This window comes from Paenisporosarcina quisquiliarum (genome assembly GCF_043641925.1).
Classification (GTDB): Bacteria; Bacillota; Bacilli; order Bacillales_A; family Planococcaceae; genus Paenisporosarcina; species Paenisporosarcina quisquiliarum_A.
This window is the reverse complement of sequence record NZ_JBHZRU010000013.1, coordinates 14690-27361: the sequence shown is the minus strand read 5'-3', so window position 1 is coordinate 27361 and position 12672 is coordinate 14690. Positions and strand designations below refer to the sequence as shown.

14 protein-coding genes are annotated in these 12672 nt (G+C 36.9%); 2 read left to right on the top strand and 12 right to left on the bottom strand.

Annotated features, from left to right (window positions below; genetic code table 11):
* Positions 1–43 precede the first annotated feature (43 nt).
* Positions 44–352: a 30S ribosomal protein S6 gene (gene rpsF / locus ACHUE4_RS10790; RefSeq protein WP_394189859.1), complete on the bottom strand. Its 309-nt coding sequence runs from the start codon at positions 350–352 to the stop codon at positions 44–46.
* 163 nt (positions 353–515) lie between these two features.
* Here rpsF and ACHUE4_RS10785 point away from each other — a divergent pair, with 163 nt between their 5' ends.
* Positions 516–1064, top strand: coding sequence for a DUF3267 domain-containing protein (locus tag ACHUE4_RS10785; RefSeq protein ID WP_394189857.1), 549 nt, complete (start codon positions 516–518; stop codon positions 1062–1064).
* Between the two features lie 27 nt (positions 1065–1091).
* On the opposite strand, the gene ACHUE4_RS10780 is transcribed toward ACHUE4_RS10785, so the two are convergent.
* The 4 genes from ACHUE4_RS10780 to ACHUE4_RS10765 all read right to left on the bottom strand — a co-directional run bounded on the left by ACHUE4_RS10780 (position 1092) and on the right by ACHUE4_RS10765 (position 4157).
* A complete protein-coding gene (locus ACHUE4_RS10780; protein WP_394189855.1) occupies positions 1092–1484 on the bottom strand; it encodes a gamma-glutamylcyclotransferase family protein in 393 nt (130 codons plus the stop codon).
* Between the two features lie 312 nt (positions 1485–1796).
* Positions 1797–2897 carry a redox-regulated ATPase YchF gene (ychF, locus tag ACHUE4_RS10775; RefSeq protein WP_394189853.1) on the bottom strand — a complete coding sequence of 367 codons (1101 nt, stop codon included), beginning with the start codon at positions 2895–2897 and terminating at the stop codon, positions 1797–1799.
* Between the two features lie 133 nt (positions 2898–3030).
* Positions 3031–3243 (bottom strand): DUF951 domain-containing protein, encoded by a 213-nt coding sequence (locus ACHUE4_RS10770; protein WP_394189851.1) that lies wholly within the window; start codon positions 3241–3243, stop codon positions 3031–3033.
* Positions 3243–4157 (bottom strand): mechanosensitive ion channel family protein, encoded by a 915-nt coding sequence (locus ACHUE4_RS10765; protein WP_394189849.1) that lies wholly within the window; start codon positions 4155–4157, stop codon positions 3243–3245. The genes ACHUE4_RS10770 and ACHUE4_RS10765 overlap by 1 nt, the downstream gene beginning before the upstream one ends.
* A gap of 74 nt (positions 4158–4231) precedes the next feature.
* Here ACHUE4_RS10765 and yyaC point away from each other — a divergent pair, with 74 nt between their 5' ends.
* A complete protein-coding gene (gene yyaC / locus ACHUE4_RS10760) occupies positions 4232–4840 on the top strand; it encodes a spore protease YyaC (RefSeq protein ID WP_394189847.1) in 609 nt (202 codons plus the stop codon).
* Here yyaC and ACHUE4_RS10755 read toward each other — a convergent pair.
* The 7 genes from ACHUE4_RS10755 to mnmE all read right to left on the bottom strand — a co-directional run bounded on the left by ACHUE4_RS10755 (position 4760) and on the right by mnmE (position 12534).
* Positions 4760–5494: a DUF554 domain-containing protein gene (locus ACHUE4_RS10755; RefSeq protein ID WP_394189845.1), complete on the bottom strand. Its 735-nt coding sequence runs from the start codon at positions 5492–5494 to the stop codon at positions 4760–4762. The genes yyaC and ACHUE4_RS10755 overlap by 81 nt on opposite strands.
* A gap of 67 nt (positions 5495–5561) precedes the next feature.
* A complete protein-coding gene (locus ACHUE4_RS10750) occupies positions 5562–6401 on the bottom strand; it encodes a ParB/RepB/Spo0J family partition protein (RefSeq protein ID WP_394189843.1) in 840 nt (279 codons plus the stop codon).
* Entirely contained in the window at positions 6394–7155 is a 762-nt protein-coding gene (locus tag ACHUE4_RS10745; protein ID WP_394189841.1) for a ParA family protein, read from the bottom strand. Before ACHUE4_RS10745 ends, ACHUE4_RS10750 begins: the two co-directional genes overlap by 8 nt.
* 296 nt (positions 7156–7451) lie before the next feature.
* Positions 7452–8318 carry a nucleoid occlusion protein gene (noc, locus tag ACHUE4_RS10740; protein WP_394189839.1) on the bottom strand — a complete coding sequence of 289 codons (867 nt, stop codon included), beginning with the start codon at positions 8316–8318 and terminating at the stop codon, positions 7452–7454.
* A gap of 95 nt (positions 8319–8413) precedes the next feature.
* Positions 8414–9127: a 16S rRNA (guanine(527)-N(7))-methyltransferase RsmG gene (gene rsmG / locus ACHUE4_RS10735; RefSeq protein ID WP_394189837.1), complete on the bottom strand. Its 714-nt coding sequence runs from the start codon at positions 9125–9127 to the stop codon at positions 8414–8416.
* A gap of 63 nt (positions 9128–9190) precedes the next feature.
* Positions 9191–11080, bottom strand: a complete 1890-nt coding sequence (gene mnmG, locus ACHUE4_RS10730; RefSeq protein ID WP_394189835.1) for a tRNA uridine-5-carboxymethylaminomethyl(34) synthesis enzyme MnmG — start codon at positions 11078–11080, stop codon at positions 9191–9193.
* A gap of 68 nt (positions 11081–11148) precedes the next feature.
* A complete protein-coding gene (gene mnmE / locus ACHUE4_RS10725) occupies positions 11149–12534 on the bottom strand; it encodes a tRNA uridine-5-carboxymethylaminomethyl(34) synthesis GTPase MnmE (protein ID WP_394189833.1) in 1386 nt (461 codons plus the stop codon).
* Positions 12535–12672: the final 138 nt, after the last annotated feature.

Genomic DNA, 12672 nt, shown 5'->3' with positions numbered 1-12672 from the left:
CCTCCCTCATCTGCAAGTAGTATCGAAAATCTTCGACTTTAAATTATTTTTTAGCTTTAACTTTTTTATCTTCAATGCGTACAGCTACGTAACGAATAATATCTTCGTTGATGTTAGCTAAACGGATGAACTCATCAACTGCTTTAGAATCAGCGTTCATTTTCACGATTTGGTAGTAACCTTCGCGAAGATCGTTGATTTCGTAAGCCAAGCGGCGTTTGCCCCACTCTTTTGACTCGATGATTTCAGCACCATTTGAAGTAACGATTTCGTTAAAACGCTCTACTAAAGCTTTTTTCGCATCGTCTTCAATTGTTGGTCGAATGATGTACATTAATTCGTACTTTCTCATCTATTGACACCTCCTTATGGACTTTGGCCCGGCTGATGAACAGCAGGACAAGGAGCAAGTAACGTTCATTACTCACATCAATTGATTGTAGCATAAATGGCTTAGTGGTGCAAGATGCTATTTCACAAGGTCATCTTGTATACTAACTTCAGGGGGAAATATTATGAAAACAACCAATCAACCGAAACAAATTATCGAACTGAATTTACAGCGAATTGCTTGGCAAAGCTTTTTGGGAACGGCATTACTAAGTATCTCATTCATACTGTTAAATGCTTTTCTTCATAACGATTTTCATTTTAATTTATCATTAATTAACTTAATCCTCTTTATAAGTGGTTATATTCTATTAATTGTTCTGCACGAACTATCTCATTTAATTGGTTTTGTTCTATTTGGAAAGGTTCCATGGTCTTCACTTAACTATGGAGTTAACTTAAAGTTAGGGATTGCCTATGCTACGACTCATGAACCTTTGCGAAATAAAGCGATGAAACGTGTACTTCTCCTACCCTTTTGGACGACAGGTGTATTCCCTACTGTTATAGGTTTATGGATGAATCATTCGCTGCTTGTATTATTAGGTGCTTTTTTAATTGCTGGTGCAGTCGGTGATTTTGCCATGTACAAAGAACTCCGAAAGGTTTCTAATAATGCTTTCATAAAGGATGATCCTGAACTCCCGAAATTATATGTCTATGACGACAAATAAAGCTACTTTTCTATTTGAAGAGTAGCTTTACTTTTGTTTATGGATTGTTTTTCGATATTTTATCCAGTCTCCTGAATGTATAATTTTTTTCTTCATGCTCTCATCGCATATCGTATAAACTTCCGTTTCTATTTCTTCTAAACCCATCTTCGCAATGACAGTTACCTTGTTGTATAAATCCGTTTCTGAATTTCCGCTGTATCCTTCTAGCTCATCTAATGCTGCCCATAAATGATCTGGAATCTCATATATCTCTCCAATAACAGTAGAAGACTCGCTTAACTCAACGGCTGGATAGCCACATCCAGTGTCATACAAGACTGCATGAATGGAAGCCTTCTCACCATAACGCGTTGCACCGCTTAACACTTGATGATTGCTCTCGCCCAAACAAAGCGTTCCGTATACAAATAACTTCATTTCTCAGCCTCCTTTAAACTAACGCTTGGTTATGTATCTGACTATCCTAACCTGTTTTTGATTATTTCACGCCTTGAAGAAGCAGGATCCTTTAGAATGATCGTCTAGAAGTTAATAAGCATAAGTACGATTGATTATTTATATTAACTACATTGTTCAAGTTTTGGTACTAGTATAAGAATAGGCATTTCTTGTGTACCCTGGAAAGCGTTCGCAGCAATGAAAATCAGCCATTCTATTTAATAAAGAAAAGAGGCGTTCCAAAAGTCACTTTTCATGACTTTTGAAACACCTCAATTATATTAGACAAGCTTATACATTAAAGCGGAATAACATAACATCGCCATCTTGTACGATATATTCTTTTCCTTCTAGACGAACCTTACCTGCTTCTTTAGCCGAAGCCATCGATCCGTTCTCAACTAAATCATCATAAGATACAGTTTCTGCACGAATAAATCCACGTTCGAAATCAGTATGAATAACGCCAGCACATTGAGGTGCTTTCATCCCTTTTCTAAATGTCCATGCACGTACTTCTTGTACGCCAGCAGTAAAGTAAGTTGCTAGACCAAGTAAGTTATAAGACGCCTTAACTAATTGATCCAGCCCTGATTCTTGAATACCTAACTCTTCAATGAACATCGCTTTTTCTTCGTCATCTAATTCAGCCATTTCTTCTTCGATCTTCGCACAAATAACAATTACTTGTGCATTATCAGCTTTAGCAAACTCACGAACTTTTTGAACGTATTCGTTTTCATCCGCTTGAGCGATTTCATCTTCAGCTAAGTTTGCAACATACAGCATTGGTTTAGCTGTTAACAAGTGAAGACCTTTCACTACACGACGCTCTTCTTCTGTAAACTCTACAGAGCGAGCCGGTAATTCTTCTTCAAATGCATCGCGCAATTTGATTAAGACTGGTTCTTCTACCAAAGCATCTTTGTCTCTTTGTTTAGCCATTTTTCCAACGCGTTGCAATCTTTTTTCAACGCTTTCTAAATCCGCTAAAATCAACTCTAAGTTAATGACTTCAATATCAGAAATCGGATCAACTTTACCTGAAACATGCGTAATGTTATCGTCAGCAAAACAACGTACCACTTGGCAAATTGCATCTACTTCACGAATATGAGCTAAGAATTTATTTCCTAATCCTTCACCTTTACTAGCCCCTTTGACAATTCCAGCTATATCAGTGAATTCGAAAGCAGTTGGAACAGTTTTCTTAGGAGAAACAAGCTCTGTTAACTTTAGCAAACGCTCATCTGGTACTTCTACGATTCCAACGTTAGGATCGATTGTACAGAAAGGATAGTTTGCTGCCTCTGCTCCAGCTTTTGTTATTGCATTAAATAATGTGGATTTTCCAACGTTAGGTAATCCAACGATTCCGGCTGTTAATGCCATATTTATTCCCAACCTCTCATGATTCTTAAATTTCTCTATATGATTAAACAAACGAATTATCGGTAAGCTTTATGAACGAATGCACACCTTACGCGTACAACTCTTCTATTATAGATTTTTGCTGAATAAAAGTCTATTCTTCTTCAGTTGTTCGCTCTGCAGAAACCAACACTTTTTTCATCTTCTTCGCAAATTCACGTCGAGGAATCATCACACTGTGTTGGCAGCCTTCGCATTTTATTCGCACATCCGCACCCATGCGAATAATTTTCCACTCATTTGTTCCGCACGGATGTTGCTTTTTCATTTCTACAATATCGCCAAGACCAAAAGTTTTTTCAATCATCAGACTTTCCCCTTATCTTCTATCTTCACAGGATCACCCGTGCCACCATCTGCGTTGCCAGCTTTTTTCTGATACATGACCATTTTTGGATACGGAATTTCGATTCCGTGTTCATCCATAAATATTTTCAGATCGCGTCTGATGATTCGTGAAATCGCAAAATGTTGCATTGGTTTCGTTTCAGCCGTTATACGCAAAACCACTTCAGAAGCTGCCAGGTTTTGAACGCCCAACAATTCTGGAGTTTTAACTAATTGTTCATATTTAGCAGGCAGCTCCGCTAAGAAATCTCGAATGAGCTCTTCTGCTTTCGGAATATCTGCTTCATATGCCATGCTGACATCCACGATCGCAATTGAATTGTTAAGCGAGAAGTTGACTACTTCAATAATCGTTCCATTTGGGAATATGTGAATTTCACCATTCAAACCTTTTAATTTCGTCGTACGCAAACCAATTTCTTGTACAGTTCCTTCTGCTTGTCCAATTCGTACATAATCCCCTACGGAAAATTGATCTTCAAATATAATGAAAAACCCAGTAATGACATCACGCACTAAATTTTGAGCTCCAAAACCAATGGCAAGCCCTAAAACACCAGCCCCTGCTAATAATCCAGTTACATCAATTGTTACCGCTGATAATACAGCTAAAATAGCTGCGAAATAGACGACATACGCAATCACATTTTCTAGTAATTTAAGCATCGTATTTTGTCGTCTCTCCGAGTAGCGCAAAGGTGTTTTCATTCGCACTAAAAACACTTGGCGAATAACAATTTTGCCAACTTTTACAACAATTGCAGCTAGTATCATAATAAATATTATCTTTAATATAACCAGACCCGCATTTAACCATATTTCTTCTTGAAGAAGTTTTTCTTTTACCCCATTCAACATTTTCGTTAATTCCATTCAATCAACCATCCTTTGAATAAAACTCTTTCCTCGCACGTATACTGAGAAAAAAAGAGAGTGAGTTTAGAAATATGCTATTAAATACTTCCTCTAAAGGACAAGAGTTATTTTCACACACGGATTCTAGCGCTGCTTGGCGATTAAGTTCTCACTTTCTAAAAACCATCCCTTTCGATCAACCCAATCTCACATTTTGTTGCATTGGGACTGACCGTTCTACCGGGGATACATTAGGTCCTTTAATCGGAACTTGGTTAAAAGATCACCCAACATTTCCTTACGAAGTTATTGGCACATTAGAGCAACCGTTACACGCCTTAAACTTAAGTGAGACGACCCAAAGTCTTCAAGATCGACCGGAAGCCCCTTTTGTCGTCGCAATCGACGCATGCTTAGGACAACTTGACCGTATTGGCTTTATTTTAGTTGAAGACGGGCCTCTTTTTCCAGGAAAAGCCGTTAAAAAAGAGCTTCCACCTATCGGCGACCTTTCCATTAAAGGAATTGTTAATGTAAGTGGTTTTATGGAATACACCGTTTTACAAAACACACGGCTTCAAGTGCCATATAAAATGGGTAAAGTAATAGTTCGTGCCTTGTTACTCGCTTGGCAAAGGCACCAACTGAAAGTAATAAGCAATCGTCACGACGATCGCAACAATGAGTATGCCTGGAAGTAAATTTGCTACTCTTATTTTCGTCAATCCAATCATATTTAAACCTATCGCTACAATCATGACTCCACCAGTTGCTGTCATTTCTTGGATGAATAGAGCTAACGCTTCATCGGGTATGACACGACTAATTTGAGTAGCGAATAAAGCAATGGTTCCTTGGTATAGAAAGACAGGTATCGCAGATATCATGACGCCTATTCCAAGGGTTGTAGCTAATATGATGGATGTGAATCCATCTATTAATCCTTTGACGATTAATAAATCGTGGTCATTTCTTAATCCACTATCTAATGAACCAATGACAGCCATAGATCCGATCACAAAAATCAACGTTGCAGAAACAAAACCTTGAGCAATACTAACGTTTTCACCTTTAGCATTTTTCCCCACCTTAGATTCTAACCAATGACCAAATCGATTTAGTTGTTTATCCAAGTCAATCCATTCGCCTATTACAGCTCCAAATACTAAGCTGATAATGACAATTAAAAATTGACCACTTTCAAATCCCATTTGTAATCCAATCACAGTCACTGCAAGACCTATTGCGTACATGACTGTTTGTTTCATGTTCTCTGGAATGTTCTTCAATAAACGCCCTATAACTGTTCCTAATACTATAAGAAGCGCATTAATCACTGTCCCTAATAAAACCATAATTGCTCCCCGATTCAGTTAAAAATAGAACCTATTCTCTCAAGATTGAGCGAATAGGCAGCCAAGATTAATCTTCTAATAGTTCTAATATTCTTTCTAAATCATCTTCAGAGAAAAACTCAATTTCAATTTTCCCTTTATTCTTTGATTTTTTAATCGTTACAGTTGTACCAAAATATTCGCGAAGTTGGGATTCTTTTTCTTCAATAAAGATATCCTTCTTTTCACCTGTTGATGTTTCACGTGAAACATCGTCATTCATTTTTTGGACAAGCGATTCTAATTGTCTTACATTCAGATTTTCTTTCATCACTTTATCTGAAATGATCGGAATTAGTTTTTTGCGTTTTATTCCAAGGAGCGCACGACCATGCCCCATGGATAGATTACCAGCAGAAATATGTCCACGAACTACTTCAGGCAATGATAGCAATCTTATATGGTTAGCGATATGAGGGCGGCTTTTCCCTAAACGGAATGCCAATTGCTCTTGTGTTAAGTTTAGGCTTTCCATCAAGTTTTGATACGCTTCCGCTTCTTCTATAGGCGTTAAATCTTCACGTTGTAAATTCTCAAGAATCGCAATTTCCATCATTTGTTGATCCGTTAATTCCCTTACTACTACTGGAATTTCGGTAAGTCCTGCGATTTTCGATCCTCTAAATCTTCTTTCACCAACAACAATCTCAAAGGATTTCCCTTTTCGACGAACAATAATGGGTTGTAATACCCCGTGTTCTTTAATGGATTCCGCTAACTCATTTAATGCTGCTTCATCAAAAATCTTTCTCGGTTGAAATGGATTAACTTTAATTTCTTTTAACGAGATTTTTTCTACGGTTTCCATTTGATTAATCGATTCTCCTGGAAAAAGTGCATTAATTCCTTTACCCAAACCTTTAGACATTACGAATCACTTCCCTCGCCAAATCTAGATATACTTCTGCACCACGTGATTTTGGATCGTAAATAATAATTGGTTCGCCATGACTTGGCGCTTCACTTAAACGAACATTACGAGGAATGATCGTTTTATAGACCTTGTCTTGGAAGTATTTTTTCACTTCTTCGATTACTTGTATGCCTAAGTTTGTACGGGCATCAAACATTGTTAGTAACACACCATCTATTACTAGTTGATTATTTAAGTGTTTTTGAACTAAACGTATTGTACTTAGTAACTGACTTAATCCCTCAAGTGCGTAATATTCGCATTGGACAGGAATTAATATCGCATCAGATGCTGTTAACGCATTAATTGTTAAAAGTCCTAATGAAGGAGGACAATCAATGATAATGTAATCGTATTGTTCTTTCACTTCTTGTAAAGATCGTTTGAGTCTTACTTCACGTGAGATGGTAGAAACAAGTTCAATTTCAGCACCTGCTAATGAAATCGTAGCCGGAATGATATGTAAATTCTCAACTTTTGTTTCAATAATAACTTTTTTGACATCCACATCATCTATTAAAACATCATAAATGCATTGATGAACATCACCCTTATTGACTCCTCCCCCACTTGTAGCATTACCCTGTGGATCAGTATCCATCAATAATACTTTTTTTCCTAGATAGGCTAAGCATGCACTTAGGTTTACTGATGTAGTTGTTTTGCCAACACCGCCTTTTTGATTGGCGATTGCGATGATTCTTCCCACCCTCGCACCTGCTTTCTTTAATAATATCTCTTGATATTTAGCGTTCTTCGACAAATGAGTTAATTCAGTTTGTACTTCTTAACATCATAGTCTTAGCCAATTATGTGATTTATTTAGTAAAACAATTTATATGAATGAAAAAAATGACTCTTTCTTCACAATAAAACTTCATTAAATCCCTTATTTTTGTTCGCTATCTCTCATTCTATCAAATAATTCAACTAAATAGGATTATATTATGATTACAAAATAAAAACTCTTACTTTTTACAGTAAGAGTTCACAAGTTTGATTAAATTATGATTTCTTTTTAGGGATTTTTACCGTGATTTGATAGTATTCTTCAAGTTCTTCTTCTTCAGTTTCCATGCGAATTCCACTTTTAGCAACCATCGCGAACGTCTGTCTTAACGTATTTAGTGCAATACGTACATCACGACTGACTGCTTTACGCTTCGGTTTTTCTTTTTTCGAATCGTCTTTCACTGGAGGGTTTAAATATTCTTCCACACGTTTTTCAAGTTGCTTCACGTTAAAATTCTGCTCTAATGCCTCTTTGAAAATAGAAATCTGAATCTCTTCATCTTTAATGGGCATTAGTGCTCGTGCATGACGTTCAGAAATTTCTCTTTTTAATATAGACTCTTGAATAGCATCAGGTAACTTAAGTAGACGAATTTTATTAGCAACAGTTGATTGACCTTTCCCAAGTCTTTGGGCCAAGGCTTCCTGTGTTAATTCATGTAATTCTAATAGTTTCTGATAAGCTAGTGCTTCCTCAATTGCGGTTAACTCTTCACGTTGTAGGTTTTCTATGAGTGCTACTGAGGCTGTTTCTTTATCACTCAAATTTCGAACAATGGCTGGCACTTCTGACCATTCCAATTTCGTCATAGCTCTGAAACGTCTTTCACCAGCAATAATCTCGTACTGGTCGTTCTCAATTTTTCGAACAACAATTGGTTGAATAACACCATGTGTATGAATTGTCCGCGCTAATTCTTCAATTTTTGAGTCATCAAAAATTGTTCGCGGTTGAAATCTATTTGGAATGATCGACATTAGGGGAAGCTTAACTACTTCCTCATTATGTTCAACATTCGACTTTGTTTCAACTTCTTCTTTATCAACATTATTGAAAAAACGTGAAAAAGGACTTTTCATCCTCTTGGCACCACCTTTAAGAAACTCACTACTTAAGTACTATTCGCTATTAATCTCATCAATCCTCTATTAATGTTTCACGTGGAACAAATCATTTATAAAGGTGTTTTATTTGGAACACCGGGTTTTCTTGGGTATTTTTTAGGTGTGTTTTTTATTTTATCAAATACAAATAGCGATCTTTCACTATTTTCTACTGGTAATTGGAAAGTGAATTCTTCTTTTTTACTGGCACCTAACGTTGAAATCGCTTTACTAGCATCACTTAATTCATCTTGTGCTGCAGAAGCTTTCATCGCTAAAAATTGACCGCCTGGTTTAACTAGAGGAATACATAACTCCGACAAGACACTTAATCTAGCAACAGCTCTAGCTGTAACAACGTCAAACTTTTCTCTATATTTTGGATCTTGTCCAAATTCTTCTGCTCTAGCATGTACGAATTGAACGTCAGATAGTTTCAATTGTTCACTTAAATGAGTAAGAAATTGAATTCGTTTATTTAATGAATCTACAATAGTAACTTTTAAATCAGGAAAACAAATTTTTAATGGGATACTCGGGAATCCCGCTCCCGCTCCAACATCACAAATAGATTGTTGTTTAGTAAAATCTACATAAAAAGCCATGCTGATTGAATCGTAAAAATGTTTTAAGTATACGGATGGTAAGTCTGTAATTGCTGTTAAATTCATCTTTTCGTTCCACTCAACTAAAAGTTCAAAATATAAATTGAATTGTTTGACTTGCTTATCATTCAATTCGATACCCTTGGCTTTCAAAGCTTCGATAAATTGCTCTTCGTTCATAATGTTCCCCTTCCGTATATAAACAGTGGCTATAAGCTTTTAGAGCACATAGCCACTTCAAAATTATCCGGATATTTTAGCGATTCTTCCTTGTTCAATATACACTAGTAATATGGAAATGTCAGCAGGATTTACACCAGAAATACGAGAAGCTTGAGCAATGGATAATGGTCGAACTTCTTTTAATTTTTGTTTCGCTTCTGTAGCTAAACCAGAAATTGCATCAAAATCAATATGATCTGGAATTTTTTTATTTTCCATCTTTTTTAATTTATCGACTTGTAATAAAGATTTTTCAATATAACCCTCATATTTAACTTGAATTTCTATTTGTTCTTTCATTTCGTCCGTTAATTCAATTGTTGACGGTGATAATTTTGCAATGTCATCATACGTCATTTCTGGACGTTTCATTAAGTCATTTCCTCGAATTCCATCCTTCAATTCTGTACCGCCTTTTTCGCGTACTACAGATTGAGTTTCTTCATTCGGTTTGATGATTGTTTGACGAAGACGTTTAATTTCATCTTCAATACGTTGTTTCTTCGATACAAAACGACTATAGCGTTCTTCCGAGATCAATCCAGCTTTATGACCGATCTCAGTTAATCGTAGATCAGCATTATCGTGACGTAATAGTAAGCGGTATTCTGCTCTTGATGTTAGTAATCGATATGGCTCGTTCGTGCCCTTCGTTACTAAATCATCTATTAAAACCCCAATATACGCATCTGAACGACTTAAAATAATCTCTTCTTTATTTAAAGAACGAGCTGCGGCATTCATCCCTGCCATTAAGCCTTGGCCAGCTGCTTCTTCATAACCAGAAGTACCGTTAATTTGTCCAGCTGTATATAGGTTGCGAATTTTTTTCGTTTCAAGTGTCGGCCATAGTTGCGTAGGTACCATTGCATCATATTCAATAGCGTAGCCGGCACGCATCATTTCTGCCTTCTCTAACCCTGGAATGCTTTCTAACAGCTTACGTTGAACATGTTCAGGTAAACTTGTAGATAGACCCTGTACATACACTTCTCTTGTATTACGACCTTCAGGCTCTAAGAAAATTTGATGACGTGGTTTGTCATTAAAACGAACCACTTTGTCTTCAATAGATGGACAATAACGAGGTCCAGTTCCTTTGATCATCCCTGAATACATAGGTGATAAATGAAGGTTTTCATCAATTACTTGATGTGTACGCTCATTTGTATACGTTAACCAACATGGTAATTGATCGGTGATATACTCAGTCGTTTCATAACTAAACGCTCTTGCTACATCGTCGCCAGGTTGTATTTCTGTTTTGCTATAATCAATTGTTTTACTGTTAACCCTAGGCGGTGTTCCAGTTTTAAATCGAACTAAGTCAAAACCTAAATCACGCAGATTATCTGCTAATTTTAATGAAGGTTGTTGGTTATTTGGACCACTAGAATATTTTAAATCACCAATAATAATCTCGCCTCGTAAAAATGTACCAGTCGTAACAATCACTGTTGATGCTCTATAAATAGCTCCAACTTGCGTAATAACACCTTTAACTTCATTCTCTTCAATGATTAGTTCTTCAACCATTGCTTGATGAATAGATAAGTTATCTTGTTCTTCCATTAAACGTTTCATTTCTGCTTGGTAAAGCACTTTGTCTGCTTGTGCACGTAATGCTCGTACAGCAGGTCCTTTACCTGTATTTAACATTCTCATTTGAATATGTGTTTTGTCGATGACTCTTCCCATCGCTCCGCCTAATGCATCTATTTCACGGACAACTATTCCTTTTGCTGGACCTCCGATGGATGGATTACATGGCATAAATGCAATCATATCTAAATTGATCGTAAGAACAAGTGTTTTTGCACCCATACCTGCTGCAGCCAAAGCTGCTTCAGCACCTGCGTGCCCTGCTCCAATTACAATTACATCGAACGAGCCCGCTTCAAAATTCGGCATGTTCGTTCATTCCTTTCGAGTTCTATATTAAGCTTGCTTGACCTATAGCTTTAAAGTCACAGCAGCTTTTATTTTCCTAAACAAAATTGTGAAAACAGTTGGTCAATCAAACTTTCTTCTACTGTATCACCCGTAATCTCACCTAATATTTCCCAAGTTCTCGTTACATCGATTTGAATCATATCGATTGGTACACGATCATGTGCAGCTTGAATGGCATCTTCGATCGTATTTTTAGCTTGGTGTAATAAAGCAATATGACGAGCATTCGATACATACGTTAAATCTCCGCTTTCGATGGATCCTTCAAAGAACATCGTAGCGATCGCTTCTTCTAACTGATCCACACCAGCATCTGATAACAGGGAAGTTGTAACAATTTTGCTGTTACCGGCTAATTGTTTCACATGGTCTAAATCCATTTTCCGCTCTAAATCAGTTTTATTTAACACGACGATTACATCCATACCTTCGATAGCTTCGAATAAACGCTCATCTTCGGGTGTTAGCTCGTCAGACTGGTTTAGGACTAGAAGAATCAAATCAGCCTGTTTAAGGACTTGTCTAGACCTTTCTACGCCTATTCGCTCTACAATGTCTTCTGTTTCACGAATTCCTGCAGTATCGACCAATTTTAATGGAACTCCACGTACATTTACATATTCTTCGATAATATCACGCGTCGTACCAGCGATATCTGTAACAATTGCTTTGTTTTCTTGCACTAAACTATTTAATAGTGAAGATTTCCCTACATTAGGTCTCCCTACAATAACAGTTGAAAGACCTTCTCTTAAGATCTTCCCTTGGGTAGAGGTTTGTAATAAATATTCAATTTCTTTTTTAACCCAACCTGACTTTTCTATAATCATTGGCAATGTCATTTCTTCGACATCGTCATACTCTGGATAATCGATATTCACTTCAACTTGAGCAAGTGTTTCAAGTAAAGCTTGTCTTAAGCTTGCGATTAATCTCGAAAGCTTCCCATCCATTTGTCCAAGCGCTACGTTCATCGCTCGATCTGTTTTTGCTCGAATTAAATCCATTACTGCTTCAGCCTGAGATAAATCAATTCGGCCATTTAAAAATGCCCGCTTCGTAAATTCTCCTGGTTCAGCTAATCTTGCTCCATATTGTAAAACTAATTGAAGTACGCGGTTTACTGAAACTAAACCACCATGACAATTAATTTCGATTACATCTTCACGAGTAAATGTTTTTGGACCCTTCATAAGTGATACCATTACTTCTTCTACCACTTCATCTAATTTAGGATCCATGATATGTCCATAATGAATCGTGTGTGTCGGTTGCTCCTGCAATGTTTTTGCGCTCGGCGAACGAAAGACATGGTTCGCAATGGAAATTGCTTCAGGTCCACTTAATCGGACGATGGCTATTGCTCCCTCACCAAGAGGTGTGGATATTGCTGCAATCGTATCAAATTCCATGATCGTTCACCTCCAATTGAATTTTATCCACATGTGGATAACTAAAAAACGGCCATTATTCTCTAACGTATAACTATAGCACAAAATTGATAAAATCGAAAGCTGACTAGACCGATTTATCCACAAGAAAACGGACCT

Bases quoted from the DNA above. Each gene is read 5' to 3' on its own strand.
- rpsF (WP_394189859.1), bottom strand. From the start codon at position 352: ATGAGAAAGTACGAATTAATGTACATCATTCGACCAACAATTGAAGAC.
- ACHUE4_RS10785 (WP_394189857.1), top strand. From the start codon at position 516: ATGAAAACAACCAATCAACCGAAACAAATTATCGAACTGAATTTACAG.
- ACHUE4_RS10780 (WP_394189855.1), bottom strand. From the start codon at position 1,484: ATGAAGTTATTTGTATACGGAACGCTTTGTTTGGGCGAGAGCAATCAT.
- ychF (WP_394189853.1), bottom strand. From the start codon at position 2,897: ATGGCATTAACAGCCGGAATCGTTGGATTACCTAACGTTGGAAAATCC.
- ACHUE4_RS10770 (WP_394189851.1), bottom strand. From the start codon at position 3,243: ATGATTGAAAAAACTTTTGGTCTTGGCGATATTGTAGAAATGAAAAAG.
- ACHUE4_RS10765 (WP_394189849.1), bottom strand. From the start codon at position 4,157: ATGGAATTAACGAAAATGTTGAATGGGGTAAAAGAAAAACTTCTTCAA.
- yyaC (WP_394189847.1), top strand. From the start codon at position 4,232: ATGCTATTAAATACTTCCTCTAAAGGACAAGAGTTATTTTCACACACG.
- ACHUE4_RS10755 (WP_394189845.1), bottom strand. From the start codon at position 5,494: ATGGTTTTATTAGGGACAGTGATTAATGCGCTTCTTATAGTATTAGGA.
- ACHUE4_RS10750 (WP_394189843.1), bottom strand. From the start codon at position 6,401: ATGTCTAAAGGTTTGGGTAAAGGAATTAATGCACTTTTTCCAGGAGAA.
- noc (WP_394189839.1), bottom strand. From the start codon at position 8,318: ATGAAAAGTCCTTTTTCACGTTTTTTCAATAATGTTGATAAAGAAGAA.
- rsmG (WP_394189837.1), bottom strand. From the start codon at position 9,127: ATGAACGAAGAGCAATTTATCGAAGCTTTGAAAGCCAAGGGTATCGAA.
- mnmG (WP_394189835.1), bottom strand. From the start codon at position 11,080: ATGCCGAATTTTGAAGCGGGCTCGTTCGATGTAATTGTAATTGGAGCA.
- mnmE (WP_394189833.1), bottom strand. From the start codon at position 12,534: ATGGAATTTGATACGATTGCAGCAATATCCACACCTCTTGGTGAGGGA.